At 35.4% G+C, this 25,985-nt stretch carries 31 protein-coding genes; 14 read left to right on the top strand and 17 right to left on the bottom strand.

The annotated features are described in order from the left end of the window. Nucleotides 1-392: 392 nt before the first annotated feature. A complete protein-coding gene (locus tag MHB75_RS06005; protein ID WP_068453134.1) occupies nucleotides 393-770 on the bottom strand; it encodes a nucleotide excision repair endonuclease in 378 nt (125 codons plus the stop codon). A gap of 350 nt (nucleotides 771-1,120) precedes the next feature. On the opposite strand from MHB75_RS06005, the gene MHB75_RS06000 reads away from it, so the two are divergent. Next, nucleotides 1,121-1,321 carry a hypothetical protein gene (locus MHB75_RS06000; RefSeq protein WP_068453137.1) on the top strand — a complete coding sequence of 67 codons (201 nt, stop codon included), beginning with the start codon at nucleotides 1,121-1,123 and terminating at the stop codon, nucleotides 1,319-1,321. Nucleotides 1,322-1,364: 43 nt separating this feature from the next. Here MHB75_RS06000 and MHB75_RS05995 read toward each other — a convergent pair whose 3' ends face one another. The 7 genes from MHB75_RS05995 to MHB75_RS05965 form a co-directional block, all read right to left on the bottom strand. Then, nucleotides 1,365-2,105, bottom strand: coding sequence for a GTP pyrophosphokinase (locus MHB75_RS05995; protein ID WP_340996493.1), 741 nt, complete (start codon nucleotides 2,103-2,105; stop codon nucleotides 1,365-1,367). 59 nt (nucleotides 2,106-2,164) lie between these two features. Next, on the bottom strand, nucleotides 2,165-3,001 hold the full coding sequence (locus tag MHB75_RS05990) for an aldo/keto reductase (RefSeq protein ID WP_340996490.1): 837 nt from the start codon (nucleotides 2,999-3,001) through the stop codon (nucleotides 2,165-2,167). A 151-nt stretch (nucleotides 3,002-3,152) separates the two neighbouring features. Further along, on the bottom strand, nucleotides 3,153-4,097 hold the full coding sequence (locus MHB75_RS05985) for an ABC transporter permease (RefSeq protein WP_141274313.1): 945 nt from the start codon (nucleotides 4,095-4,097) through the stop codon (nucleotides 3,153-3,155). Beyond that, entirely contained in the window at nucleotides 4,081-4,995 is a 915-nt protein-coding gene (locus MHB75_RS05980) for an ABC transporter ATP-binding protein (RefSeq protein WP_068457319.1), read from the bottom strand. The genes MHB75_RS05985 and MHB75_RS05980 overlap by 17 nt, the downstream gene beginning before the upstream one ends. After that, nucleotides 4,992-5,687 (bottom strand): ATP-binding cassette domain-containing protein, encoded by a 696-nt coding sequence (locus MHB75_RS05975; RefSeq protein ID WP_068453146.1) that lies wholly within the window; start codon nucleotides 5,685-5,687, stop codon nucleotides 4,992-4,994. Before MHB75_RS05975 ends, MHB75_RS05980 begins: the two co-directional genes overlap by 4 nt. Continuing rightward, entirely contained in the window at nucleotides 5,680-6,051 is a 372-nt protein-coding gene (locus tag MHB75_RS05970) for a GntR family transcriptional regulator (protein WP_068453147.1), read from the bottom strand. Before MHB75_RS05970 ends, MHB75_RS05975 begins: the two co-directional genes overlap by 8 nt. After that, entirely contained in the window at nucleotides 6,048-6,644 is a 597-nt protein-coding gene (locus MHB75_RS05965) for a hypothetical protein (RefSeq protein ID WP_340996485.1), read from the bottom strand. Before MHB75_RS05965 ends, MHB75_RS05970 begins: the two co-directional genes overlap by 4 nt. Before the next feature lie 281 nt (nucleotides 6,645-6,925). On the opposite strand from MHB75_RS05965, the gene MHB75_RS05960 reads away from it, so the two are divergent. From MHB75_RS05960 to MHB75_RS05940, 5 genes are all read left to right on the top strand, one after another. Further along, entirely contained in the window at nucleotides 6,926-7,627 is a 702-nt protein-coding gene (locus MHB75_RS05960; protein WP_340996484.1) for a YjjG family noncanonical pyrimidine nucleotidase, read from the top strand. Nucleotides 7,628-7,645: 18 nt separating this feature from the next. Further along, a complete protein-coding gene (locus MHB75_RS05955) occupies nucleotides 7,646-8,380 on the top strand; it encodes a Cof-type HAD-IIB family hydrolase (protein ID WP_340996482.1) in 735 nt (244 codons plus the stop codon). A 223-nt stretch (nucleotides 8,381-8,603) separates the two neighbouring features. After that, nucleotides 8,604-9,035: a hypothetical protein gene (locus tag MHB75_RS05950; protein ID WP_340996480.1), complete on the top strand. Its 432-nt coding sequence runs from the start codon at nucleotides 8,604-8,606 to the stop codon at nucleotides 9,033-9,035. 65 nt (nucleotides 9,036-9,100) lie between these two features. Then, on the top strand, nucleotides 9,101-9,922 hold the full coding sequence (locus MHB75_RS05945; RefSeq protein ID WP_340996478.1) for a DUF2785 domain-containing protein: 822 nt from the start codon (nucleotides 9,101-9,103) through the stop codon (nucleotides 9,920-9,922). Between the two features lie 627 nt (nucleotides 9,923-10,549). Beyond that, complete coding sequence (locus MHB75_RS05940) at nucleotides 10,550-11,137, top strand: hypothetical protein (protein ID WP_141274319.1); 588 nt, start codon at nucleotides 10,550-10,552, stop codon at nucleotides 11,135-11,137. Between the two features lie 169 nt (nucleotides 11,138-11,306). On the opposite strand, the gene MHB75_RS05935 is transcribed toward MHB75_RS05940, so the two are convergent. The 3 genes from MHB75_RS05935 to MHB75_RS05925 are packed head-to-tail and all read right to left on the bottom strand — an operon-like array spanning nucleotide 11,307 to nucleotide 13,346. Next, on the bottom strand, nucleotides 11,307-11,627 hold the full coding sequence (locus tag MHB75_RS05935; RefSeq protein WP_340996477.1) for an AzlD domain-containing protein: 321 nt from the start codon (nucleotides 11,625-11,627) through the stop codon (nucleotides 11,307-11,309). Continuing rightward, a complete protein-coding gene (locus tag MHB75_RS05930) occupies nucleotides 11,624-12,346 on the bottom strand; it encodes an AzlC family ABC transporter permease (protein WP_340996476.1) in 723 nt (240 codons plus the stop codon). Before MHB75_RS05930 ends, MHB75_RS05935 begins: the two co-directional genes overlap by 4 nt. Nucleotides 12,347-12,368: 22 nt before the next feature. Then, nucleotides 12,369-13,346, bottom strand: a complete 978-nt coding sequence (locus MHB75_RS05925) for a diaminopimelate dehydrogenase (protein WP_141274322.1) — start codon at nucleotides 13,344-13,346, stop codon at nucleotides 12,369-12,371. 194 nt (nucleotides 13,347-13,540) lie between these two features. Here MHB75_RS05925 and MHB75_RS05920 point away from each other — a divergent pair, with 194 nt between their 5' ends. Further along, entirely contained in the window at nucleotides 13,541-14,659 is a 1,119-nt protein-coding gene (locus MHB75_RS05920; RefSeq protein WP_340996473.1) for a pre-peptidase C-terminal domain-containing protein, read from the top strand. A 62-nt stretch (nucleotides 14,660-14,721) separates the two neighbouring features. Here MHB75_RS05920 and MHB75_RS05915 read toward each other — a convergent pair whose 3' ends face one another. Further along, nucleotides 14,722-15,108 carry an SET domain-containing protein gene (locus MHB75_RS05915; RefSeq protein ID WP_068453169.1) on the bottom strand — a complete coding sequence of 129 codons (387 nt, stop codon included), beginning with the start codon at nucleotides 15,106-15,108 and terminating at the stop codon, nucleotides 14,722-14,724. A gap of 189 nt (nucleotides 15,109-15,297) precedes the next feature. On the opposite strand from MHB75_RS05915, the gene MHB75_RS05910 reads away from it, so the two are divergent. Beyond that, nucleotides 15,298-15,738 carry a hypothetical protein gene (locus MHB75_RS05910; protein WP_068453171.1) on the top strand — a complete coding sequence of 147 codons (441 nt, stop codon included), beginning with the start codon at nucleotides 15,298-15,300 and terminating at the stop codon, nucleotides 15,736-15,738. 82 nt (nucleotides 15,739-15,820) lie between these two features. Here the strand turns inward: MHB75_RS05910 and MHB75_RS05905 are convergent, their stop codons facing one another. Then, nucleotides 15,821-16,033, bottom strand: a complete 213-nt coding sequence (locus tag MHB75_RS05905; RefSeq protein ID WP_087680204.1) for a KTSC domain-containing protein — start codon at nucleotides 16,031-16,033, stop codon at nucleotides 15,821-15,823. Between the two features lie 211 nt (nucleotides 16,034-16,244). Continuing rightward, nucleotides 16,245-17,036, bottom strand: coding sequence for a pyrroline-5-carboxylate reductase (gene proC / locus MHB75_RS05900; protein ID WP_340996467.1), 792 nt, complete (start codon nucleotides 17,034-17,036; stop codon nucleotides 16,245-16,247). 227 nt (nucleotides 17,037-17,263) lie between these two features. Between proC and cyoE the strand changes: the two genes are divergently transcribed. After that, nucleotides 17,264-18,202 carry a heme o synthase gene (gene cyoE / locus MHB75_RS05895; protein WP_141274325.1) on the top strand — a complete coding sequence of 313 codons (939 nt, stop codon included), beginning with the start codon at nucleotides 17,264-17,266 and terminating at the stop codon, nucleotides 18,200-18,202. Nucleotides 18,203-18,273: 71 nt separating this feature from the next. Here the strand turns inward: cyoE and MHB75_RS05890 are convergent, their stop codons facing one another. After that, on the bottom strand, nucleotides 18,274-19,155 hold the full coding sequence (locus MHB75_RS05890; protein ID WP_340996465.1) for a cation transporter: 882 nt from the start codon (nucleotides 19,153-19,155) through the stop codon (nucleotides 18,274-18,276). A gap of 5 nt (nucleotides 19,156-19,160) precedes the next feature. After that, nucleotides 19,161-19,361 (bottom strand): DUF4017 family protein, encoded by a 201-nt coding sequence (locus MHB75_RS05885; RefSeq protein WP_068453180.1) that lies wholly within the window; start codon nucleotides 19,359-19,361, stop codon nucleotides 19,161-19,163. A gap of 90 nt (nucleotides 19,362-19,451) precedes the next feature. Between MHB75_RS05885 and MHB75_RS05880 the strand changes: the two genes are divergently transcribed. From MHB75_RS05880 to MHB75_RS05860, 5 genes are all read left to right on the top strand, one after another. Next, on the top strand, nucleotides 19,452-20,492 hold the full coding sequence (locus tag MHB75_RS05880; protein ID WP_340996463.1) for a CdaR family transcriptional regulator: 1,041 nt from the start codon (nucleotides 19,452-19,454) through the stop codon (nucleotides 20,490-20,492). A 78-nt stretch (nucleotides 20,493-20,570) separates the two neighbouring features. After that, nucleotides 20,571-21,986, top strand: coding sequence for an FAD-binding oxidoreductase (locus tag MHB75_RS05875; protein ID WP_340996460.1), 1,416 nt, complete (start codon nucleotides 20,571-20,573; stop codon nucleotides 21,984-21,986). Next, a complete protein-coding gene (locus tag MHB75_RS05870) occupies nucleotides 21,976-23,301 on the top strand; it encodes a (Fe-S)-binding protein (protein WP_340996458.1) in 1,326 nt (441 codons plus the stop codon). Before MHB75_RS05875 ends, MHB75_RS05870 begins: the two co-directional genes overlap by 11 nt. A gap of 378 nt (nucleotides 23,302-23,679) precedes the next feature. After that, on the top strand, nucleotides 23,680-24,189 hold the full coding sequence (locus tag MHB75_RS05865) for a DUF1648 domain-containing protein (RefSeq protein ID WP_340996456.1): 510 nt from the start codon (nucleotides 23,680-23,682) through the stop codon (nucleotides 24,187-24,189). Between the two features lie 11 nt (nucleotides 24,190-24,200). Further along, nucleotides 24,201-24,620: a hypothetical protein gene (locus MHB75_RS05860; protein ID WP_087680200.1), complete on the top strand. Its 420-nt coding sequence runs from the start codon at nucleotides 24,201-24,203 to the stop codon at nucleotides 24,618-24,620. 48 nt (nucleotides 24,621-24,668) lie between these two features. On the opposite strand, the gene MHB75_RS05855 is transcribed toward MHB75_RS05860, so the two are convergent. Beyond that, nucleotides 24,669-25,919, bottom strand: a complete 1,251-nt coding sequence (locus tag MHB75_RS05855; RefSeq protein WP_340996453.1) for a helix-turn-helix domain-containing protein — start codon at nucleotides 25,917-25,919, stop codon at nucleotides 24,669-24,671. Nucleotides 25,920-25,985: the final 66 nt, after the last annotated feature.

Here is a 25,985-nt window from a genome sequence, read left to right as displayed (position 1 = left end):
TAAGATAGCTCTTTAGCGTAATAATTTATAAAAATGGAAATAAATACTTAAAATTTGGTATATTTGATTGGAATAAAAAAGACCCTGGGACAGAACAAAATAATATGTCTCAAATGCGAATAATCAAATCAATTGAACGCGTAGAAAACGACTCCTGCGGGAATAGCATGAGCTGAAAACCCCACAGGAACGCAGTGACGAGGAGTTTGAAGCCATGCCCGAACGCTACGTGATGTAGTGGGGCAAGATTTGCAACAGGACGTAGCGTTCTTTTCTTTCCTACCTCTATTCATTTTTCGAAGCGGAAATTGATCTGAACGAACAAATCCCGTATGATTTTAAAAAATCATACGGGATTTGCTATGTTGAAAATACTTTTGTCTCAGGCTCAATTAGTCTTTATAAAACACTTTATCAATATTATGTTTTGCACGTAATGTGTTAATCATATATGTTTCGTAGATTTCACGTTCCATTGGATCTTCTACTACGAATACTTCAATCTTCGCAACCTCTTCACGATGATTTTTTAATGGTGATACTTGGTCTTGGAAATGTTTTTTTAAACGAGGGCGTAATTTACGCGCTTTTCCGACAAATAATAATTCATTATCTTCGTTGAAGAATAGAATTAAACCACCTTTATCACGAGGCACTTTATGGAAGTCGATGAAACCATAAATTGATGGAATCGGCACTTCACCGTCTTTTAGTTTTTGTTCACGCTGACGAATGACTACGTCTGGTTTTGGCATTTCAATTTTAATCAAAAAAGTTCACGTCCTTTATTCATATACACTTAAATATACCATACTTTTCAATAATAATCGACCTTTGTTTCTGTTCACAATTGTCACAATTATTTTAGTAGTTTCATGATAGAATTTTGAAAGGATATTTAATCATCGGTATAATGTATATAGGTGTAAAAACAATCCAGATGCAATTCATAAAATTGTCATATGATGATAATTATTTTAACGAAAAAGACCTTTTAACAAAATAGTATGATAAAATATTGAACTTGTAAGAAATAGGTTTTATACAATTTAAATACATAGTTTGATTTTTTAGAATTAACTATAAAAAGAACTAAGCAAAAACAAGGAGGGTATTTTGAATGAATCATTGGCCAGAGGGAGTAGCTCGACCTGCGATTCGTGCATTACACACTGCGGAATTGTATACGTTAGAGGACTTGCGTGAGATTGACGTAGAGAGTCTAAAACGTCTACATGGTATTGGCCCAAAAGCTTTCGCTGCTTTATCAAAAGCGATGGAAGAAAAGGGTTATGAATTTAAATCAGTAGAAGCAGAATAAATCATGAAAAAAGCACAGTCGTTTGGGGGACTGTGCTTTTTTATTATTCCTCCTTTGAAGAAGGAATTGCTATCTGTTGGAGTGCCGCAAATAATTTTGTTGTTTGTAAGGAGCGATAGTCGTAGGCAGCATCCTCTTGTTGATTTTTCAGAATATTAATTTCCTCATTTAATTTCTCCATTTTCTTATCAAGAAGGGCGGCTGTATGTGCAGCTTCTACGAGTTGATTAGATAGATAATCGGGGATGTCTTTATTATATTTATAGTGAATTTTATGTTCTAAACTTGCCCAAAAATCCATCGCAATCGTACGAATTTGCATTTCAACATACACATTCTCCGTACGATCAGACAAAAAGACAGGTACTTGTAAAATCAAATGCAGGCTACGATAACCTGATTCTTTTGGCTGTTGGATATAATCTTTAATTTTAACAACCTTTAAATCTTCTTGTTTACAAATCATCTCTTGTATACGATAAATATCTGATTCAAAAGAACAAGTGATGCGAATACCAGCAATATCTTGAATATTTTCTTTTATAGAAACTAAATCAAGTGGTATTTGTCGTTTTTGAATTTTAGCAATAAGACTTTCAGGTGATTTTAAACGTGTGTTAATATGTTCAATTGGATTATACTCGTGAATGAGATGAAATTCTTCTTTTAAAATTTTTACCTTTGTTTCAACTTCGTCTAAAGCAAAACGATAAGCCATCATAAAACGTGTTAATTCAACTTTTAACTGCTTTGCTTGTTGTTCAAATGATGGATCTAACGGCATATGCCCACTCCCTTTCACAGTAAAATGAAGCACCCCTTAAAAGGGATGCTGATTAAACATTAACGTCCGAAATCAAATACAGATGGTTTTGGACCGTAGTGGAAATCTTCATTTAAAGCGTCGATTTTTTTCATATCGTCTTCTGAAATCGTAAAGTTGAATAAATCGAAATTTTCTTCAATGCGTTTTGGTGTCATCGATTTAGGGATGGTAACAATATCAGATTGTAAATCCCATCGTAAAATAATTTGTGCAGGTGTACGTTCGTACTTTTCAGCCAATTCGATGATTGTTTCGTTTGTGAGAAGTTCACCATTCATAAGAGGAGACCAAGCTTCTACAACGATATGATGTTCTTTACAGAGTGCACGAACCTCTTCTTGTGTTAATTTTGGTGATAATTCAATTTGGTTGATGACAGGAACAATATCTGTATGTGCAAGTAAGTGTTTTAAATGAGGCACTTCAAAATTACATACACCGATTGCGCGAACACGTTTTTCTTTATACAGCTGTTCAAGTGCCTTCCAAACGGTTACATAGTTTTCATCTAAGCCTGGCCAGTGAATTAAGTATAAATCAATATAATCAAGTCCAAGGCGTTTTAATGAGTCCTCATACGCTTGAATTGTTTCCTCAAATGTTAAGCCATCATTCCACACTTTTGTTGTAATAAATAATTCCTCACGTGTCACAAGACCTTCTTCAATTGCTTCTTTAATGCCTTGACCGACAGATGTTTCATTTTGATAAATAAAAGCTGTATCAATACTACGATAGCCAACTTTGATAGCGTGTTTGACGTTTTTTGCTAAATCGCTACCTTCTTCCGAACGGAATGTACCATAACCAAGACCTGGCATTTTTACGCCGTTATTCAATGTAAAGTGCATCATATAATCTCCTCTTTCTTTCTTAAATTACGGAAAAAAACCATCAATTTATTATTCAATAGCTTTTTTAAAAAGTACAGTCAAAACTATGTATGTAACCATACCCATCTAAGACGAAGAAAAACAGATGCCAATACATGACATCTGTTTTTCTTTAAGCTGTAATATCTTTTTTTGTAAAGACAGAGAAGCTAATCACTAAGAAAATAATCGCATATACAGCCATAACCGATAGGGCAAATCCGATTGTTAAGTCAGGTAAAATCGTGTAGCCTTTTTCGATTCCATTCAAATCTGTTACGCTAAACCAGAAATACTTGATGAACTCGTATTTTTGAAGTAATGCAACAAGTGTAGCAGAAGTAAATGTAATGAATAGCGTTAGACCAATCGCCAGTGAACTTGAACTGAATAATGTACCAAGCATGAAGGCGAAGAAGATACTCATCGAAATATCACCATAACTTAATAAGTAACTATATAGTGTTTGTCCAATAAGATTGACTTCTGTTACTTTGCCATCTTGAATAGTAAGTGATGTACCGGCAGAATCAAAGAATACATAGCCTAAAAGGGCGCTTAATGCAAAACCAACCGTAGTTAGTAAGATTGTAAATAAGAAAGTTGTAATCAGTTTAGAAAGAAGAATTTTCCAACGTGCAATCGGACGTGTTAATAACATTTTAATCGTACCGGTGCCGAATTCGAACGATACAATCCCAGCTGCTACAATGACACCGAATAATGAGATAAGAGATAGTGCGTTTACACTACTTTCAAGGAAGCTTGCTGTTGAATCAGAAGCAGGTGGTTCTACATTATTCTTTAAACGATATTCAGCAATCTTTATTTCATTTTCTAGACGTTCTTTTTCTTTTGTTGTTAGATTTTCTTCAGTGAGGAAGGTTTTATTGCCTTCAATTGTCATTTGTTGTTGTTCTTTCCAAGAAGTTGGTTCCTCATCTCCATTCACTAACTTGTCGAATGTTTTTAAACCTACTAGCATTGCAACAATAACTGCTAATGTTAAAATTAACATGACCCATGAAGATTTTTTTGACCATAATTTAACCCATTCATTTTTAATTAGTTTGAGCAATTTGTCCGCCTCCTGTCATTGCTAAGAATTGATCTTCAAGTGATTCGTGGAATGGTGCAACTTGATATACTTGTACATTGGCATCCATTAATTGTTGTAGTAGAGTCGGAACGTTTTGACGATCAATTTCTACTTTGAATAGCTGTTCATTTTGTGTGAATGTATAACCATGTGTTTGCAGACAACCTACTGCGTCACCTTCTAATTCAAGTTGATAGTAAGATGTTTCTGTTTCATTCATTTCACGAATATTTGTTAGTACACCATTTTGAATAATCGCGATTCTATCACACATTAACTCAATTTCAGACAGTAAGTGACTTGATACAATAATTGCCACTTGTTCTTGTTCCGCAATTTTACGTAAATGCTGACGTAAATCACGAATACCAGCTGGATCTAATCCATTCGTTGGCTCATCTAAAATTAAAAACTTAGGACGATGTAGTAATGCCTGTGCTAAGCCAAGGCGTTGACGCATACCAAGTGAATACGTTTTTACCTTTTCATGAATACGTTTTTCAAGTCCTACTTGATGAATCACTTCATTAATACGCTCTTTTGTAATATTTGGATGCATATTCGCGAAGTGTTGTAAGTTTTTATAACCTGACATAAATTTATACATTTCAGGGTTTTCAACAATTACACCAACATTTGAAATCGCTTCTTCAAATTCTTTTGTAATTGATTTCCCTTCAATTAGTACGTCACCAGATGTAGGTTTCATTAACCCTGTCATCATACGAATTGTGGTTGTTTTACCAGCACCATTCGGTCCTAAAAATCCTGTAATCTGTCCAGCGTAAAGAGATAAGTTGACATTTTTAATAATTTCTTTGCCTTTAATCGTTTTCGATAGTTGTTGCAATTCGACAACTGCTTTCAATGTCTTCATTCCTTTCGATATTGTTTTTTCATCCAAGAAACAGCATCTTGCTGCCATTCCTCTCGAATTGTTTCAAGCGAGTGATAGGAGATGACTTCACCATTCTTTAGTAGAAGAAGTGCATCTAAAATCGGTTCAACTTCATATAATTCATGTGTCGATAACACAATCGTTTGTGTTTCAGCATCTGTGAAGCGAATTAATCCTTTAATGAGTGAATCACGTACCATAGGATCTAGCCCAGAGAATGGTTCATCCATAAAATAATACGTGGTTTCACGCCCGAGAGTCGCCGCCATTTTTAAGCGTCCACGCTGTCCTTTTGAAAGTGTTTTAATTTTTTGTTCAATATTAATGTCTAAAAAATCAGCTACTTCGAGTGCTTTTAGGAAATTAAAATCTTCAAATTGCGTTTCATAAAATTGAAATAGTTGCACACCTGTTAAATAACTATAAAAATCATCGGTATCAGGTAAATAGGCGAAGCGACTACATGTTCGATGTGTCAATGGTTGATGATCTAATGTAATCGTGCCGTCATCAGGATTTTTAATACCAGCAAGTAGACGCAGAAGTGTAGATTTACCTGCACCATTTTCTCCAGCAATACCAATAACTTTACCAATCGGAATTTGAAAAGAGACATCGTTTAGAACGGGACGGTTGCGATGTTTATAACACACTTTCTTTACGTTAATCATGTGTATCAGCTCCTAACCGTTTAATTTCTGCCAGTACTTCTTCCTTTGTAAAACCAAATTCGTTCATATTGTGAAAAAATTGCTCGACAATGCGTCTACGTGTTTCTTGTCGAAGTAATTGAATACGTGCTTCATCCGTTGTAATGAATGTACCTTGTCCTCTTTTTGTTTCCGTTAGTCTCATTTGTTCTAACTCCTTATAAACACGCTGAACTGTATTGACATTAACACCCACTTCAAGTGCATATTCACGTACAGACAACATTTTCATACCAGGCGCCAAACGATTTTTAATGATGTCGCTGCAAATTCGTTCGACTAATTGTGCATAGATGGGTTTTTCACGATTAAAATCATTATTCATCTTTTTAACACCTTCTCTAACGAATATGTACTGATGAATAATAGTAAAACGAATAAAATAATCCCAAAATAAATTTCACGTACATACAAAAATTCATGTATCACATCATATAAACCATCTACGAAATTGCTAGGCATAGGAATCCAAGAAGCAAGGTTGTCACCTGTATACATCAAGTTTTTATACCATGTGAATTCATAAAGTAATACATTAAATCGCATAAATAAGATGAAGAGAATAATTGTTATAAGGTAACTAAATCGACCAATGTAGCGTTTGAAAAAGAGTAAAATGCCAAGTAATAGCGCAAAAAATGGTAGATTGAAAATAACTGACTCAAACATTTTATAACTTAAAAAGAAAATAATGGGAACAAAGGATGTAAGTGACGTGACATTCAATTGTGCAAGACAGATAAATGTGCTAATGACCATTAGTACAACTTGAACAAGAGTTACAAGTAGATAATAGATAGATTTAACAAAAAGAAGTTGCCAAAATGGTACTTCCGTATGTAGCCATAAATCTAATTGTTGGGTCTCTTTTCGAATGCTATTGGCAAACAGAAAAGGAATGAGAAATACATAAAACATCGCCGTAAAAACGAGCAATCCAAGTACGAGTTCATAAAATGAAAAGATAAACACCTTTCGTGTTAAGAGCGGTAAAAACCAAATGATCAATATCGTACTTAATGTTAAAAGGTAAAATTCTTTTGTATCCCGACGCCATTCGCGTTGGAGTAATCCAAAAAAGCGAGCAAACATAAAAGGAAATCACCTCAATTTGTTCTAGTGTACTAGTAACATAATACACTAGAACATTCTATACGACAAGTACTTTTTAGCATATAATGGATAATGGAGGTTGTAATATGAAAAGGTACCATTATTTATTATTTGATTTAGATGACACATTATTTGATTTTCAATTAGCAGAGAAGGTGGCGCTCACACGTATTATGCGTGAATTAGCACCAGAAGATAATCAGCAACAATTGATTCAAACCTATAGAAAAATTAATCAACGTCTTTGGGCACAATATGAACGCGGTGAAATTTCAAAAAATACAATTATTCATACACGTTTTACCTTAACGTTTAAAGAATTCGGGAAAGAGATTGATGGGGAGAGAGCAGCAAGACACTACCAACAATATTTAGGTGAGGGAACACAGCTACTTGACGGTGCGCTTGAAACATTGAAACTTTGCAAATCACTCGGTTATCGAATGTACGCTCTAACAAATGGTTTAGAAAAAACACAAAATAGCCGTTTAGATGGTTCGGGGATTCGCTCGTACTTTGATGCGATTTATATTTCAGAACAAACAGGCTCACAAAAGCCACAAACAGCATTTTTTGATTATGTTTTTGCACATTCGACAGAGATTATACCTACAGAAGCGTTAATGATTGGTGATTCTTTATCTTCTGATATTCAAGGTGCGCAAAATATAGGGATTGATAGTTGTTGGTATAATGGTACGAATAAGGAGACAACTCATCAAGCAACATACGTGGTGCATAATCAAAAAGAATTACACCAGCTACTTGCACAAGTCCCTGTAAAATAATAATGAGGTGATTTTTTAGTGAATATCAAATTAATTGCGATTGATTTAGATGGAACATTACTTGATTCACAACATGCAATTCGTCCACATACGATTTCGGTTTTACAACAAGCTGTAAAAGAGGGGATTCACGTTGTTGTTTGTACAGGGAGAGGCATTTCGCGTATTCGTCCATATGAAGCATTGATGGAATTAAAGCAACCTATTGTAGCGGCAAACGGTGCGGATGTGTATTATGAGGCAGGGCATGTAGGAGAGAAAGCTTATATCGATCTCAAAACAGCACAGCATATTTTTAAAACGATTGAGGACATTGGCATACCTTTTTGGGGTTTTACAGATGCAGGTGAATTTATTGATGGAATACCAAATGAACAAGAGATTGCGCGCTGTTTAAAAATTGGCGTACAATCTGAAGATCCCAAGCAGTTACAAGCTTTTTATGAACAAGTAAAAGGGTGGCAAGATATCGAACTAACAAGTTCTGCTTCAACGAATTATGAAATAAATCAACTAGGTATTTCAAAAGCATATGGAATTGAAAAATTGTGTCGTCATTTACACATTTCTTTAGATGAAGTGATGTGTCTAGGTGATAGTGCAAATGATTTGGCACTTTTCCAAGTAGCAGGTTTTCCTGTCGCAATGCAAAATGCCATTTCAGATTTAAAAGAAATTGCAAAAGCAATGACCACATCGAATGACGAAGAAGGTGTTGCAAAAGCAATTGAGTGCTATGTGCTAAAAAAATAGAGAATATAGCGAATAGGATGTAGTCTTTAACAAGAAGAAGGCTGCATCTTTTTATACGCAAAAATGTATAAAAAAACCGTTAATGTACACATTTATTTGTTTTTTCTAAAAATTTATGAATCGAAGGTTGTATTTATGTTAGAAGTGAAATATTATGTATATAAAAGAAAAAATGATACATATTATACGCAAAATAATACATAGTGTAGAAAAGGTGAAGGGCATGAAAATTGAATTTATCTCCAATGCATTTGAACATTTGAAAACGGCCTATTATGAAGATTTCTTTTTTCAAGATGTAGAGGTAAGGGATTTAGAAAATGATCGAGTATTATTAACTTCTGATTTTCAAGGTAAGTTTCTGCAATTAATTTGGGATGTACTAATTGAGTTTGAATCTCAAAACACTGTAAAAAAAGTAAAACAGTATGGTAAGAAGAACTTCTACTTATTTGAGCGTGTGGACAATCATATTTGCATTGAATTAAATGGTGAACGTTTTGTGGATGAAGATTATGGAATTTTCCATGAAGCATACTATGAAGCAACTAAACATTATTTACAGTTTATACGAAGAGAAAATCCGCGTGTGGCATTACAAGAAAGTTTCCAGCAATTAGCCGCAAGTTGTTCCTATTTTGAACGTCGATTTTAAGTAGTAGCCATTTTTTGAAAAAATAGTTATGATGAGTTGAAAACTATTTTTTGGAGGCTATACATATGAACTTTATTGAACAAGCAACAACACTTTTAAATGGTGGCCCTACAATCCAACGTCAGTTTTTTTTAGAACCTCAAACTGAACTTTTAAATGACATGATCCAGCATCTAGGTGATGCCGATCCTCAAGTGCGTGATGAATTAAATTATCGTTTATTAATTGATTTAGTACAGTATCATATTTTATCAGATGAGCAAAAACAACAATTGATCGACGAGATTGTATCACAAAATCTACTATTAGGTACAGTAGGAAGTACACATGGAACTACTGTATTTCAGCGTGCGCTTTCAACTGAATGGTTACGCTTACTTCTAACAGAAGATCAAATGAAAAGTGAATTAGGAAAGAAAATTTTAGAAGATGCACTTTTATTAATGGAGCGTGAACGTGACTTGCGTGCGTACACAGAAGAGGGGTTTGCTTATTCTGTTGGAAATGCTGCTTTACTCATCTATGTCCTCTTACAAGAACGTCAGGAATATACAACGTATGCAGCACCTGTATTGATGGCGATTCAATCGAATTTTTGGAAAGAGCATGTTTTTACAGATGATGAAGAAGAACGTTTTTTATCATTAATTGAGCTATTACTGGCGAACGGTATAGAAGAAGACTTACTTGTAGAATGGATTGAACAAATCTTTGATCGCTTAGAGATGATTTCTCAATATGAAGGATTTAGCGCACATTTCTTAAAAGGACGTACAGCAGTATTACAATTTATGCGTGCTTTCTATTTCACATTGAAATTCAAAAATAATTACAAAAAATTGCAGTCTACAATTTCGATATTTATTCAAAAATGGTATAAAATTTAGTTAGTTTTGTATGAAAGAGACTAGACATAATAAAATCAACATGTCTCAAATATGAATAATTAAATCAATTGTATGCGTAGAAAACACTCTGCGGGAATAGTATGAGCTGGAACCCTACATGAACGTAGTGAAGATGCATTTGAAACTATGCTCATATGCACTTGGTGTAGTGGAGCAAGATTTTTAATCGGATGTTGTGTTATTTTTTGATTACTTCTAGTCGTTTTTCAAAGCAAAAATTGATGTAAAAGAACAATCCCGTATGATTTCAAAAATCATGCGGGATTTTCTCTGTTGAGCACATTTTTCATGATGCTCTTTATTTTTATTGATTTTCTTTTTAAAATATAATTCGTTTTTACTATGTTTATAGTGAAAAAAGTATTGTTTTAAAAAAGTGTTTATAAAAAAATAAGTCTTTAGAAATTAAATCTAACTATTTTGTGATAAAAAAAGTATTAAATGCCTAAAAATAGATATTAAGGTAATTTTATGATGAAATAGTATGTTTAAAAATAAGAAATAAAGGTTATAATTTGACTAGGTATGTATAATGAACAAAATAAACATTGGAGATATTGTCCTAATTTTAGAATTTATTAACATTATCTTATTGAGGTGAAATTTGTGCAATATACATTAACTAAAGATGCATCGCTGTTTTTCATTGATGACAGTCAAGTACAAGAATTCACAAACTTATTTCATGAGCATTGTCACGACTTAGAATTTGAAAAAGGTTTGCTGAATGAAAAAGACGTCATACATAATTGCCTAAATCTTTGGTTAATGATGCGACATTTATCAAAAGACGTTATGGAATCAATGGAAAAAACAATGTATTATACAGGAGATTTTTTAATTTTTGATGCAATACGAAAAAATAAATTTTTTCAACAAATTAAAAATACTCTTGTAGATGATCAAATTCGCCAATGCCAAGTTGCGAGTTGTTTAGCGAATCAGTTGAATGTCTGGCTCTACGAGAAGGTGGGATCTCTAAAGTCGCTTACATTATTCAATGATCCAAATCAACCGTATTTTTTACTTCATCGAAACGCACATTTATGGGAGAATCGTGATTTTTTAGATGAAGTCGCTATGTATACAAAACGTGTCACAAACGCTTTAGCAGATCGTGAACGATTTGGGCAAATTTTTAAACATGTATTTCAACAACTTGACCAATTTGAAGTGCAAGAAGAGAAAATTTAATCAAATCACGTGCATATAGTGCGAATAATTAAATAGAAAAATTAATCAAAAAATAGGTTCATTTTGGTGAAGGCTTGGGGGAAATCCCTTGCCTTTTTTCTTATGATTTATTATAAAATGTCATAAAAAAAGAGCTTCAGCATACGCTTAGGCTCTCTTTTGTCTTACTTTAAAATATAAATCGGATCGTAGCCATACATACGACACCAACAATGACCGTAATTGATAAACTTTTCGTCCAAATGGCAATGAGTACGGTTGGAATAAAAGCAGCTAGAATTGGCCAATTAAATGTCACGTAAGAGCCACTTGCATCAAAGATGTTCGTCATAACGAGTGCACTCAAAATACAAACAGGGATATAAGCTAACCATCTCAAAATAATAGGTGGTAATATCATATTTTTAACGAATACAAAAGGTAGTATACGTGGCAACCACGTAACAACCGCACATCCAAGTAATAACCACATCATGGAAGACGTTATCATTTTTTCTCCGTCACCACCCCAATTGTCGCGACAATTGGGGTGGTGACAAGTACTGCAATATGTGTGGATGTGAAATATAAAAGGAAATAAATGATCACAGCCATATAGCCAATCAATTGTAAATAATGCATGATTTTTGTACGGGTTACAGCCGTGATAGATAGTACAAGTAAAGCAACAAACATAGCAGTGAGTGCAAAATCTAAGCCGAGCTTTTCAGGATTCGGAATCCACTTTCCGATTAAGGCACCAACAACGGAAGCTGCAATCCATGCAAGATAGGCTGTTATATTTTGTCCGTCCATCCATCTCGGTCCAAATGCTCCAGTTTGCGCTCTTTTTGTAACAGCTACTCCAAATGTTTCATCAGTTAAAAGAGAACCAAAGCCTATATTGCGTAGTAGGCTTTGGCTCGTAAAGCTAGGAGCAATCGTTAGCGACATTAGTAGATGGCGTAAATTCACAATGAATGTCGTTAAAATAATAATTGAAGCAGGCGTTCCGGCAAGATATAGTCCACAAAAAATAAACTGGGCTGCACCTGCATAAACAAGAATCGACAGTAATGTGATTTCAAGTGTATTTAAATTTGAAGCGATTCCTACAACACCGAATGCAATCCCAATACTTATATAGCCGAATAGAGTAGGAAGGCTATCTTTTACGCCTTTTATAAAGTGGTCTTCTTCTTGTTCACCAATCCTATCTGTTTTAAGCATATCCTAACTCCTTTCGCATGAATTATAATAATTCGGCACGCAATTGTTCAGGTGTTTTAGGTGAGATAGCACTGAACGGTACATCAAATACAGAAAGCGCACCGACATGACCTTTTTGAGATAGGCGATAGGCTGCACGAGCATATGCAACTAATACGCTTGATGTAAAGTAAGGGTTACTCTCCAACTTAAGTGAAAACTCAAGAATTTGTTTATGACCAGCATCTGATTGACCAGAACGAATGACAAAACCGCCATGTGGCATGCCCGTATGATTCGTATTAAATTCATCTTCTGAGATAATATGAACTGTTGTATCGTAGTCTGCAAAATAGTTTGGCATCGTTACAATTTCTTCAGTAATCTTCGCCGCATCAGCACCTTTTTCTAATACGATATAGCATACACGTGTATGCTTTTCACGTGTTGATAGTGCAGGTGCATCACCGTTACGTACTTTTTCTACTGCTTCTGGAACAGGTAATGTGTATTGAACAGCATTTTTAACACCGATAATACGACGTACCGCATCGGAGTGACCTTGACTTAAGCCATCCCCCCAAAATGTATATGTATCCCCCTTCGGTAAAACAGCTTCTCCGAGTACACGATTTAGCGAGAATAAACCTGGGTCCCAACCTACTGAGATAATAGAAGTCGTATTTGATTTTTGATTTATAGCATCTACTGCTTCAAAGAATTCAGGGATTTTTGCATGTGTGTCAAAACTATCAATCGTATTAAACCACTGCGCAAAGTGAGGAACTTGCTCTGGAAGATCTGTAGCAGAACCGCCACAAATAATCATCGTATCAATTTTGCCGATGAATTTTTCTGCATCATCTACGTGATGAATCGCTGCGTTCGATTGGATTTTTACCGTTGCAGGATCGCGACGTGTGAATACGGCCACTAATTCCATGTCTTCATTTTGTGCAATGGCACCTTCTACACCACGACCTAAATTACCGTATCCAACAATCCCAATTTTAATTGTCATACAAAACAGCTCCTTCTAAAAAATACAGTTTCTATACAGTCTAATCTTAATTTGTAAAATTCACAATATTTTATTTAGAATTATAATTTATTTTTTTCAGAATAATCAAAAGGTAAAATATCAAAAAAATTATAAAAAAGCATATTTTTATTATATAATATTTGTTATAAACAAATGATTAAAGAGGTGTATAAATGAAATTAAATTATCAAAAAATAAGTATTGCGTTCATCGCTTTCTTATTGATAGTTAGCGGAGCCTTAAGTGTGAATAATTATTCAGCACAAGCAGCACAAGGAGACTCTGTTAAACTAGGTACAGTTGTTAAAAGAACGCTAGATGCAGATGGAATGGATTATTTCCAATTCACATCTACAAAAAAGCAAACAATGAAATTGTCTTTTAAAGATGCAGGTAAAAAAGCAATTGGTTTAGCTGTAGTGAAAGGATTAACAGCAAAACAAATTGAACAGTTAGAGCAAGAAACGATGTCAGATGCAGAATTTGAAAAATTATTAGATGAAGTAAAAGTGGTCGCTTTAATTGACAATATGAAGGGCGAAGACTCAATTGGTCAACACACAGCATATGTAGGTTTACAAAAAGGTACATATTTCGTTATGGCAATTGGTGAAGCTGCGGAAGTGAAAAAATATGGTAATGCATATAGCGTATCTTTAGCAAAATCAACAAAAAAATACGTTGAATACGAATCAAATGATACACGTGCAAAAGCAACAGCAATGCAGCGTAGCAAAGTGTACGAAGGGTCACTTGCATTCTTATTTGACAATGTCGATTATTATAAAGTGCAAGTGCCAACAACAGGTAAATTGGTATTGAAAGCATCAACAAAAAAACGTGCAGACTTTTCAATGAATATTTACGATGCGAAGAAAAAGAAATTAAAAAAGACAACAACGAAGTCAGGTAATCATTATATGACAACAACATCTGTTAAAAAAGGTACGTATTATGTACGTGTTAGCGGAGATGCTTATAATGAATTTTTATTACATTATCAATTAAAAGCATATGTGAAAACAGCAACACCAAAAGCAAGTGTCGTGAATAAAAAGGGTACAAAAAACGATCGCATAAAAGTGACAGGTGTGAAAAAAGGTGATACAGTCATCATTTATGCAGATGCTAAAAAGAAAAAAGTAATCGCGCAGAAGAAAGCAACTTCTTCAACGGTAACTTTTAAAACAACAAAGTTGTCAGATCGCGGTGGTAAAGTATATGTGACAGCTAAGAATAATATACTTTATACAAGTTCGACAAAATCTGTAACATACAAAAAAGTAAAATAATAAACAAAAAGGACTTCAACCGATTTTATGGCTTGAAGTCCTTTTTATATAGGATGACCGAATTATTCTGATTTTTCTTCTTGGAACCAAAGAGCGTCTTGATCATCAATATCACCATTATAATTAATAAATACTTCTTCACCTTGTTTAATATCTTTATAAGCAAAGAAATCGAATGTATGATTATCAAAATTAATTTCGTAGTCTGCATTCGGAGTATAACTATGATTGAATAACATGCCATATCCAAGTAGGATTGCTGAACGTCCAATGCCGTATTCGAATGCATAGTCTGCTAACAATGTTTTTTCAATGTGTTCATGTTCTTCATTCGGATAAGCAATTACAGGTGCTTGATGAAAAAGTGTTCCTTTTTTTATATCGACACTTGCGAAAACACCACGGTTAAATTCTCCATCACTGATGGGAGATACTTTTACTTCAATCATTTTTTTCCCCTATTCACGTCAAAATTTTTCTCTTTAACTATAACACTCTTTTAACTCTATGTTAATGGGCAGAATTTACAAACAATTCATATCATCTTAATTGAATGTCATATAAAAGACCTATATAATAGAAGTAAGTAACAAGCACAAGTCTCAGTTATGGACAGAGATTTAGAAGGAGGATACGCGATGATTTTATTTATCATGATATTACTCATCTCTTTAATTACGATGAAATGTATTCGTCTTTATCACGAACATCCTATGACGTATGAACAATTACTGAGAAAAGGACTTGTGATGGAACTACTATTCATGGAGAATCGAGCAGTTGATGTTTATGAGAGGGGATTACGCGAGCTGGATTTAACAGTAGACGAAGAAAATAATGTGCATTATTTAGTTGGCATGATCCAACAAAAATATCATAAGCAGTCAAAGCAAGCTGTAGCGCATTTTGAAGAAGTTTTTAAAAAGGAACCAGAATATTTAGCATACCGCAAAGAATATCAGCATATTTTAGACGCATATGAATCATCTAATCGAGAAGAATTACCGCATATTGCAAAGATGCTCAAAAAACAAAGTCAGCACGATCACCGATTTTTAAAATTAAAATACCCAGAATAGAGGTACAGCCATGTTTGAACAGTCAAACAAATAAGGTAGTGATTTATGCAATCCAAACATAAATCACTACCTTTATTTGTGTTTAACCTAAACGAACAAAACGATACCGATCTTTAATGAAGCGCTTAAAATAAATGCCCAATGACTCTGCATCTAAAAATTCCTTCACAATTCGTTCAGGGACACCATAGTATTCGAAAACACCATCTTTTAAAAACTCAACACGTAAAATCATAGCGCTCGCGTTATAGCCAATCGCCTGAATTTTTGAAGAACGAACTTGTTGCATAATCATGAGTCATCACTCCAATCGTAGTAGGTGAAAACGGTTTCATTTAGTGAATTTAATATACTATTAAAAGAAAAGAATGTCAACGAAATGAAGCGAAAAAAAGAAAATACGAGTGAATCAATGCCAATAAATGAATATGTTAATGTAATAAATAAATGTATAAAAAGAGTGCTCTACATGCAACGTAGCAGAACACTCCTTTCTTATAAGTCGCTTATTTTAATACGCGATCTCTTGCAATGACCGCTTGTACCGCTTCGTAAATTGTACTAGCAAAATGATTGTTTTGAAGTGATGTTACACCTTGAATCGTTGTACCACCTGGTGAGCAAACTTGATCGACAAGCGCCCATGGGTGTTCATTCGACTGAAGAACCATTTCTGCACTCCCGAGTACAGCACTTGCAGCAATTTGGAGAGCAGTTCCTTTATCCATACCTTCCATCACAGCAGCACGTGCTAATGAATCAATATATAAATATGTGAACGCTGGAGAAGCGCCAGCAATTGCAGAGAACACATCGAACTGTTCTTCTGGCATTTCGATAACAGAGCCAACAGCTTCAAACATCGCTCGAACAGCTTGTTTCATGTCGTTTGTTAATTCAGGTGCACTCGCAAATCCTGTTGTAGAAGCACCAACAATCGCATTAATATTCGGCATGACACGGCAGATAAGTTGGTGATTTAATCCTTGTTGTAATTGTGCGATGGTTTTACCAGCAGTCATCGATACGACAACTTGATGTGGCTTTAATTGTCCCACAAGCTGTGCATAAACAACATCTAACTGCTGCGGTTGTACACCTAAAACAATCACATCTGCATCAAGCAATTCCTCTACAGAATGACATCCTACAATGCCATACTCTTTTTCAAAACGTGTTACTTTTTCCTGTGAGCGATTATATGCTAAAATTGTTTTTGCATCATAATTTTCAGCGGCAAGCATCCCTTTAATAATCGCTTGCGCCATATTTCCTAATCCAATCCATCCATACATCATGTATAAAACTCCTTTCAAACTAGAAGTTAATTATAGGGTGTATCGTACGGAAAGAAAAGGATTGTGCTACATAAATATGAATGTTGTATATTATGTGAATTTCAATAGAAATGGTATGTAAATAGTTAGAAGTTTGGTATGATAGAATTATTGCAATTTGTATAACATTATACGATTCGTACTTATTTTCTAGCTTATTGCTATGTAAAGGAATGAAAAATCAACCAATGCAAAGTGAAAAAAATCTAGAGCAAGAAACAACTGTCGAAATCTTTCAGGGAAGCAAGTCACAGTTATTAGCTCAAACCGTTAAAACAGGTATTATTAAGTCGAACTTAATTCCGATGTTCGCTGGTTTGACATTAGCGCTATACAAGTATGAATTAAATCCAGTTGATTTAATTATGAATATTGTTGCGGCAACAGTTGGTTCAGCAGCTGTTATCGCGTCAGCAGGTGCATTTAATAATGCATATGATCGTGATATTGACCGCTTAATGGAACGGACGAAGAAGCGTCCAACTGTTACAGGTGAAATTTCTGTGAAAACGACGCTTATTTTAGCAACTGTATTAGCTATTTTTGGTGTAGGTGTGTTATATGTTGCTACGCCAATGGCAGCATTACTTGGATTCACAGGTCTATTCCTATACACAGTTCCTTACACAATGTGGACGAAGCGCCATACAGTTTATAATACGGAAGTTGGAAGTTTATCAGGTGCGATGCCACCGTTGATTGGATGGGCAGCCATCAATCCAAATATTTTAAACCCAGCTATTTTAAGTTTATTTGTCATTACACTGATTTGGCAGATGCCACACTTCTATGCAATCGCAATTCGTAAAATGGACGACTACAAGGCAGCGAGTGTTCCGATGTTACCAGCAGCGAAAGGTATGCGTCGTACATACATCACAACAAATGTTTACCTCGTTCTACTAATCATTAGCTGTATTCCACTTGGTACATTGAGCTATGGATTAATGTCAGTTGCCATTTTACTAAGTATTGCTTGGCTCATTATGAATGTTTATGGCTACCACAAAAAAGATCCAAAGAAATGGGCGACATTATTATTTGTCTACTCATTAATCCATATGACTGTATTATTCTCGACAGTTATTATTTATTCGTTAGTCGGTTTATACTTCAATTTACATTAAAATTTTTAAACACAATCAAAAAGACTTTGGAAAGTTTAGGCTTTCTAAAGTCTTTTTATATGATTTTAAATTTATGAGAGATCGGGTCGACTAATAAAGATTGGAATAATATCAAAATGAATATGCTCAATTTGATAATGATTTAAGACGAAATTCGTAATGTCATCAATAATTTGATTCAGATGATGTTCATTCCCTTGAATTACTAATTCGCATTTTACACCGAAAAGTTGTGGTGTAATTGCCCAAGCTTGTAACTTTTCCACCTGTTTGACAGATTCAAAAGAGTGTAAATCTTGACTTAACTGAACGAGGTCTAGACTGTTTGACGCACCATAAGAGAGATAGGTGCTGCCTGTTTTAATTAATGACCAGCCATTTTTGAAAAGGTAAATAGCGATGATACAAGTAGCTAACTGGTCAATTAATAAAGTAGTGGTCACATCATAGGCGATATTGGCTGTAAATACAGCTAGAATTGGTAAAAAGAATAGTAACGTGCGTTTGATGAATTGTTTTCTCGTTTGTATGTGCGTTGCACGTTTTTGCAGTTGAATAAATGCATATACGACAAAAAGTGCACTAATAGAGGATAGTGTATATACTGCATTTGGATTGAGTGGAGGTGTAGGTTCTTGTAACATGAACCACAGCATGTAGACACCACCAATCAACCATAAAAAACCAGTGAATAGAGGGAATAGAATGTGTAAATTGGGTGATGTTTGTTGTTTTTTACTATGCTGTCGTTTTATAGGGCGTTGAGCTGAACGCTCTAAGTAGCATATACAAGCACATGAGGCAAAGAGAAGGGATAGTGCTAATTGTGATGAACTATGCGAACGACTAAAACTAAAAAGTTCGATAAAAGCAGCTGTTATAAAAATAAGCATAGCCGTCTTGAGATAGGGATTCATACGTGGGTTTTTCGTTTGAATAATTGAGCCGAGCATATCGTTCACTCCTGACTTTCTTCGGTAGGTGATTGTTTACGACAAACGATATATACTAATAATGTCAGTAAAACAATCGGAATGACATAAATTTGTGCAATGATTAATTTTGAGGAGAAGTTATGGTACATACTAGAAGTTGGTAGAAAGAGGGCAATACACAATCCGCCCATGTACATAAAAAAGGCTAATTTGAATGCATTCATTTTCGTAACACCTCATTTCAGACTATTAACATACTACCCAAGTTTTATAGAAAATAATCGACCGATTAGCGGAAAAGGAGCAAATAGATAATGTATGATTTACATATTATAGGTGATCAAATTGTACGAGAACTTGGACAACTCATTCAAGAGCAGATTATCGTAACGAATCAACAAGGCATGATTAAAGCGAGTACAGAGCCAGAGAGAGTGGGTTCTTTTCACGAAGGTTCACTTCTTGCGATGCGTAAAAAACAAATTTTGCATATGAAGCAATCTGAAGTAGAGAAACTACAAGGGGTTCGCCCAGGCATGGTGTTTCCAATTATTATTCAAAATGAGCCAATTGGCGTTATTGGGGTAACGGGCGATCCAAAGCATATCTCACAATATGGAATGCTCGTAAAACGTTTAGCTGAAATGCTGATTTCTGATTTTATTCATCAACGCGACCATGTTCAAAAAGAACAGTTTTTAGCTCAATTATTACAAGGGATGAGCGAGAAAGAGGTGCGACGTGGTGCAAAAGAGTTGAAAATGGAAGCAGCGCAACTGTATCGCATTGTCATAGTAGAGGATGTATTACGTGAGTGGATGCATGAAAACGTTAAAAAAGAATTATTTACAGCTATTCATCAAGGTCAGTATGCAATATTATTGCCAGCTAATCAAGAAGTAGCGTTTTTATATGATTGGCAGCAAAAAGTAGGAATCGGTGGTACATATTTATTAGAGCAAATTAAGCTTTCTTATGAAGAAGCGAAAACAGCGCTATTATATTGTTCGAATGAGCGACTTGTGGTTCAAGAGAGTGAATTAACGATGGAATTGATTGTTGCAGACATTACGAGAGAGCGTGCGATGAAGTTTGTATCGCGCGTATGTGGCTCACTTGTAAAAGATACAATGTTATTTGAACATATGTATTTGAGAATTATGACGGATTGGACCTTAAATGAGTTAGCAAGTTACCTTCACATTCATCGCAATACATTAAATTACCGCTTAATGAAAATTGAAGAAAAATTAGGGTATAAATTAACAGATGTAAAGGGAAGAGCAAATTTATATATGAGTTGCTTACTCATTGAAAAGTTCCAATTATATGATTTTGTGCAAATGCACAAATAAACATAAAAAGATTTGGATAACAGAACGATACACGAAAACTGCGCAAAACTCTATAATAAGAAGAAGGGGGGATTCGGAATGAATGCACAGTTTTTAAATGAATTGACAGAATTATTAGGAAAAGAGAATGTGAAAACAACACAGGCACAATTACTTGCGTATTCGTATGATGCGACAGCGAACTTTCAAGCTTTACCAGACGTGGTAGTTAGCCCGCGACATACAGAGGATGTTGTGGCAATCGTGAAGTTATGTGACCGTTATGAAGTGCCGATTGTACCAAGAGGGTCAGGGACGAATTTAGCAGCGGGTACTTGCCCGACACAGGGTGGTCTTGTGATGTTATTTAATCATATGAATCAAATTTTAGAGTTAGATGCGGATAATTTAACACTAACCGTTCAACCAGGTGTGATTACACAAACCATTCATGAATATGTGGAATCAAAGGGATTATTCTATCCACCAGATCCAAGCTCGATGAAGATTTCTACAATCGGTGGGAATGTGAATGAAAACTCAGGTGGTTTACGTGGTTTAAAATATGGTGTGACAAAAGATTATGTACTTGGCTTAACCGTTGTTTTACCAAGTGGCGAAGTTTTAACATGTGGTGGAAAGTTAGCGAAAGATGTGGCAGGTTATGATTTAAAAGCGATGCTTGTTGGTTCAGAAGGTACGCTCGGGATTATTACAGAAATTGTTTTAAAATTGATTCCAAAACCCGTCGCACAAAAAACAGCGATTGCGCATTTTGATTCATTAGATGCAGCAGCCGAAACGGTATCACAGATTATTGCTGCGAAAATTATTCCAGCAACACTCGAATTTTTAGATAATGGTACGATTCAAGCGGTAGAGGAGTTTATGCATTTAGGTCTACCACTTGATTTACAAGCCTTTTTACTAATGGAACAAGACGGTGAAGAAGCACAAGTGGAACGTGATGTAGCACAGATGATTGAGATTGCAAAAGAGAATGGTGCAATCTTTACAGCAGTTGCGGAAAGTGAAGCAGAGGCGATGAAGTTAAAAACAGGACGACGCGTGGCACTATCAGCACTTGCAAGAAAACGTCCGACAACGATTTTAGAAGATGCGACAGTTCCGCGTTCAGAGCTTGCGACAATGGTTCGTGCAATTGAACAAATCGCACGTGATTATCGCGTTCAAATTTCAACATTTGGTCATGCGGGTGATGGTAATTTACACCCAACTTGTTTAACAGATGTACGTGACGCGGAAGAAATGGAACGCGTGGAACAAGCTTTTGAAGCCATTTTCGATGCATCTCTTAAATTAGGCGGTACACTAACAGGTGAGCATGGTGTAGGCGAGATGAAATCACCTTACTTAGCTTGGCGACTAGGAGAGGAAGGCATGTTTGTTATGCGTGCCATCAAACAGTCTATTGATCCAAAGAATATTATGAACCCGAATAAAATCTTTGCAAAATCACAAAAATTAAGAGTGGTGATTCATCATGGTGAATAATGCTGAGTTAATGCAAAAAGCATTTGAAAAAACAGTTGATGAAGATTTATTACTCGATTGTATGCGCTGTGGCTTCTGTTTACCAGCTTGCCCGACTTATATACACACGAATGCAGAAGAAGCACATTCACCAAGAGGACGTATTGCCTTAATGAAAGCAGTGCGTGATGGAAAAGTGGTATGGGATGCAAGTATTGAAGAATCATTCAACATGTGTTTAGGATGTCGAGCATGTGAACCAGCTTGTCCAGCAGGCGTACAATATGGTCCGTTAATTGAACAAACACGCCATGCGATTCAGCTTGGTAAAACACGTAAGCCACTTGAAAAAGCTGTACGTGGTGCAACATTCGACGGGTTATTTGCGAATCAAAAAGCGATGACAGGAGCGGTTAATTTAGTCCGCTTTTATCAAAAGTCAGGTTTGCAAAAAGTAACGCGAAAAATCGGCTTCCTAAATTTATTCCCACCGTTTATGAAAGAGATGGAAGGTGTATTACCAGAACCAGCGAAGAAGTCGTTGCCAGCACTTCCACAGTTACCGAAGAAGCAAATCCATGTATCTTTCTTCTCAGGTTGTTTGATGGATACTTTATTTTTAGAGACGAATCGTAAAACGATTGCCTTACTTGAGATGCTTGGTGCGAAGGTAACGATTCCAAAACAGCAACAGTGCTGTGGTGCGCTACATGGACATAGTGGTGAGATGGATAAAGCAAAGCGTAATGCACGTGCCAATTTAGATGTTTTTACAGATGATTCCGTTGATTATATCGTGAATAATGCAGGTGGATGTGGCGCATTCTTAGCAGAATATGACCATCATTTAGCACATGATCCCGTATATGAGAAACGTGCGAAAACCTTTACAGAGAAGCAAATTGATTTATCCAGTTTACTTGTAAAATTAGGACTACCTGAATTCTTACAAACACTTCAGCCAACAGCACGTAAAAAGATTACGTATCAAGATTCATGTCACTTACGCAATGTAAATGGTGTAAGTGAAGAACCACGTCAGATTTTAAAGAGTATGACTGGGTTTGAATATGAAGAACTAGTTGGTGCAAATACATGTTGTGGCTCAGCAGGTATTTATAACATCTTACAACCAGAGATGGCCGATGCGATTTTAGAAACGAAGATGCAACATGTACAAGATATCAATCCAGATATTGTTGTTACAGCGAACCCAGGTTGCTTAATGCAAATGCAAAAAGGGATTCAGGCAACTTGTTCACATCACGGTGATCAAACAGCGACACATATTGCCGATCTAGTATTTGATTATATTGTAGAAAATACATCTGTCTAACATGAAAGAGCCTGGGACAGAACAAAATAATATGTCTCAAATGCGAATAGTCAAATCAATTGAACGCGTAGAAAACGACTCCTGCGGGAATAGCATGAGCTGAAAACCCCACAGGAACGTAGTGACGAGGAGTTTGAAGCCATGCCCGAACGCTACGTGATGTAGTGGGGCAAGATTTGCAACAGGATGTTGCGTTCTTTTCTTGCCTACCTCTATTCGTTTTTCGAAGCGAAAATTGATCTGAACGAACAAATCCCGTATGATTTTTCAAAATCATACGGGATTTGCTACGTTGAAAATACTTTTGTCTCGGTCTCTTTTTATACATCTGACGGAAAGAGGGAATTACGTTATAATATAGAAAAAGGAGGGAATCTGATGTATGATGTGAAAAAGATGAAGCAATTTGATGTTCCTTTTACACCGATGGAACGATTATATACACGTTTAACCTTGCTTATTTGGGGTGTTTTAGTCATCTATATTGCGATGGTTTGGCAAAAGATTCCAATCGAGATTCCACTACATTATAATGCGCTAGGTGAACTCGATTCGACAGGTTCTAAATGGACGATGTTGACGATACCGATTGTTACATACTGCTTCTGGTCGTTAATGAATTTTATGATGAAACATCCAGAGTGGGGGAATTATCCTGCACGATTAAATGAACAGAATGCAGAAGCTTTTTATACACATAATCGTAAACTAATCGTTGTGTTACGAAATGGAGGCAGTCTATTTTTTGCTTTCGTGTTAGCTGAGATGGTGTTTGTATCACTTGGTATAATGGCATCACAAAGCATTACAACATATGCCACTTTACTCAGTATTTTTGTTATTTTACCGCTCGCAATTGGCGTCGTACAAAGTCGTAAGATTCAATAGGAGGATGAAGGATGGGACTAGTGACATATTTGGGAAGTAATGTACCGTTAGAGGAACTACAAAAAATGACGCAAGGAGCAATTCATTTTACAGAACAGACATCTGACCGTTTAGCGCGAACAACTGTCCAACATCATCATTTGCAAACGCACTATGTATACGAAATTGAATTAAATGGTCAATTAGATGATTTAAATCCACAATCAAAAATCGAAACGCCTGTTCATTACGAACAAGCAAGAATCGCCTTACAGCAACTTCATACAGCTTTGAAAAAAGTCATTCCAACAGGTGATATAGCTGAAGTCTATATTTGTTGGTTTGGTGATGAGGAAGAAGATGCGCTAGGAGAAGTAACGCTCTCTTTACAAGAAGATGATTTACCAGAAGTGCATACAGAAGAACGCTATTTGATTCGTTTTACAGCGTAAAATAAAAAAACTCATCCGATTTTACAAAAGTCGGATGAGCTTTTTTCATTACTCATTATTTTTTATCATCTGTTCCATCAACCAATTATACGTATCATAAATCCATTGTTTTTCAGCAAGGGGTAGCATGATTTTTTGTTCTTCATATGCACGCTGAATCCATTTTTTTGCTGCTTCCATTTGACCAAGTTCAAATAGTGTACATGCATAATAGGCGAGCCCTTCTTGAAAACGAGCCGTATTAAATGGATGAAGACCATTCCAATTGCGTTCCGTCTCAAAAAAATGAAAAGCTTCACAGGCTTCTTGAAAACGCCCTAATTTATAAAGTGCTTTCCCTGTTTCCACTTCAATATATGGTAAAGTTTCAAAAGCTTCATCGAATTCTTTCATTATACGTGCATGTTCCAATACTTTTAAAGGCTTACTGTCATATGTGTTGTAATAAAATAAGTAAAATACATGTAAATAGTACTGTGTATTTGGATGTGTATCAAATGCCGTATATTTTTCTAATCGTTCACGATACATTTCCACTTTCTCGGGTTGCTGTAAAATCATGGCTGCATAAGCTGCCATCCGAATAATATGCGCATAAAAGTGAAATATTTTCTCTTCGTGACATGTTTTAAGCAAGTGTTGTAAAACTTGATCGGCTTCATCCAAACGATTCGTTGCATAACAAAATGATGCCATATGGTACGATACGTCAATTCGTGTAATCGGATCAATCGTATAGTAAGGTGATTGAACTAATTTATAAGCAACTTGAATCGTTTCATACGCCTGTTCAAATTGTAACTGATTAAAATAGAAAATCGCTTGTAATGTATAGGTCGTAGCGAGTTCTTTATATAGGGCGAGTTCTTTGAAAAAGACAACCGCTTTTTTAGCTTCTTCAATCCCTTGTTCGAACGCCTCTAGTGGCGGAAATACTTTTAAATAATATAAGTAAATTTGAGCTGCTTCATAATTTGCTGGTAGCTCAGGAATAATCGGTTCAACTAAATTTTTTACTTGAATGGCTTGAGATACATCGAGCCATTTTTTATTTTGAACAATTTGATGAAGGTCATCAATGATTTTTCTTAGTTCAGTAAGTGGGAATGGGTCAGTCAGTACACTCACTTCTACGTGTAACTGATTTGCAATGTATTGTAAGTTTTCAATAGATGGCTTCGCTTTATCGTTTTCAATTAAACTAAGCATCCCTTTGGTCATTTGTTCACCTGCAATATCAACGAGTGTCATCTTTTTTGATTTACGCAAAGAGCGTATTCGCTGTCCTAAAGTTTTCATTTCAACACCTCTTGTTTAATTATATTAAACTTTTAACTTGTGGGCAAGCAAACCATCCGTTATAAT

It is taken from the genome of Kurthia sp. FSL E2-0154 (assembly GCF_038003625.1).
Taxonomy (GTDB): Bacteria; Bacillota; Bacilli; order Bacillales_A; family Planococcaceae; genus Kurthia; species Kurthia gibsonii.
This window is presented reverse-complemented; position numbering and strand designations above follow the sequence as displayed.

Coding starts and splice junctions, on each gene's coding strand:
- proC (WP_340996467.1), bottom strand. CDS start 17,036: ATGATGTATGGATGGATTGGATTAGGAAATATGGCGCAAGCGATTATT.
- MHB75_RS05905 (WP_087680204.1), bottom strand. CDS start 16,033: ATGATTATGCAACAAGTTCGTTCTTCAAAAATTCAGGCGATTGGCTAT.
- MHB75_RS05910 (WP_068453171.1), top strand. CDS start 15,298: ATGATTTTATTTATCATGATATTACTCATCTCTTTAATTACGATGAAA.
- MHB75_RS05965 (WP_340996485.1), bottom strand. CDS start 6,644: ATGTTTTATGTATTTCTCATTCCTTTTCTGTTTGCCAATAGCATTCGA.
- MHB75_RS05890 (WP_340996465.1), bottom strand. CDS start 19,155: ATGCTCGGCTCAATTATTCAAACGAAAAACCCACGTATGAATCCCTAT.
- MHB75_RS05960 (WP_340996484.1), top strand. CDS start 6,926: ATGAAAAGGTACCATTATTTATTATTTGATTTAGATGACACATTATTT.
- MHB75_RS05925 (WP_141274322.1), bottom strand. CDS start 13,346: ATGACAATTAAAATTGGGATTGTTGGATACGGTAATTTAGGTCGTGGT.
- MHB75_RS05920 (WP_340996473.1), top strand. CDS start 13,541: ATGAAATTAAATTATCAAAAAATAAGTATTGCGTTCATCGCTTTCTTA.
- MHB75_RS05880 (WP_340996463.1), top strand. CDS start 19,452: ATGTATGATTTACATATTATAGGTGATCAAATTGTACGAGAACTTGGA.
- MHB75_RS05995 (WP_340996493.1), bottom strand. CDS start 2,105: ATGCCGTTAGATCCATCATTTGAACAACAAGCAAAGCAGTTAAAAGTT.
- MHB75_RS05970 (WP_068453147.1), bottom strand. CDS start 6,051: ATGAATAATGATTTTAATCGTGAAAAACCCATCTATGCACAATTAGTC.
- cyoE (WP_141274325.1), top strand. CDS start 17,264: ATGCAAAGTGAAAAAAATCTAGAGCAAGAAACAACTGTCGAAATCTTT.
- MHB75_RS05875 (WP_340996460.1), top strand. CDS start 20,571: ATGAATGCACAGTTTTTAAATGAATTGACAGAATTATTAGGAAAAGAG.
- MHB75_RS05935 (WP_340996477.1), bottom strand. CDS start 11,627: ATGATAACGTCTTCCATGATGTGGTTATTACTTGGATGTGCGGTTGTT.
- MHB75_RS06000 (WP_068453137.1), top strand. CDS start 1,121: ATGAATCATTGGCCAGAGGGAGTAGCTCGACCTGCGATTCGTGCATTA.
- MHB75_RS05915 (WP_068453169.1), bottom strand. CDS start 15,108: ATGATTGAAGTAAAAGTATCTCCCATCAGTGATGGAGAATTTAACCGT.
- MHB75_RS05975 (WP_068453146.1), bottom strand. CDS start 5,687: ATGATTAACGTAAAGAAAGTGTGTTATAAACATCGCAACCGTCCCGTT.
- MHB75_RS05870 (WP_340996458.1), top strand. CDS start 21,976: ATGGTGAATAATGCTGAGTTAATGCAAAAAGCATTTGAAAAAACAGTT.
- MHB75_RS05950 (WP_340996480.1), top strand. CDS start 8,604: ATGAAAATTGAATTTATCTCCAATGCATTTGAACATTTGAAAACGGCC.
- MHB75_RS05930 (WP_340996476.1), bottom strand. CDS start 12,346: ATGCTTAAAACAGATAGGATTGGTGAACAAGAAGAAGACCACTTTATA.
- MHB75_RS05945 (WP_340996478.1), top strand. CDS start 9,101: ATGAACTTTATTGAACAAGCAACAACACTTTTAAATGGTGGCCCTACA.
- MHB75_RS05855 (WP_340996453.1), bottom strand. CDS start 25,919: ATGAAAACTTTAGGACAGCGAATACGCTCTTTGCGTAAATCAAAAAAG.
- MHB75_RS05860 (WP_087680200.1), top strand. CDS start 24,201: ATGGGACTAGTGACATATTTGGGAAGTAATGTACCGTTAGAGGAACTA.
- MHB75_RS05990 (WP_340996490.1), bottom strand. CDS start 3,001: ATGATGCACTTTACATTGAATAACGGCGTAAAAATGCCAGGTCTTGGT.
- MHB75_RS05980 (WP_068457319.1), bottom strand. CDS start 4,995: ATGAAGACATTGAAAGCAGTTGTCGAATTGCAACAACTATCGAAAACG.
- MHB75_RS05865 (WP_340996456.1), top strand. CDS start 23,680: ATGTATGATGTGAAAAAGATGAAGCAATTTGATGTTCCTTTTACACCG.
- MHB75_RS05885 (WP_068453180.1), bottom strand. CDS start 19,361: ATGAATGCATTCAAATTAGCCTTTTTTATGTACATGGGCGGATTGTGT.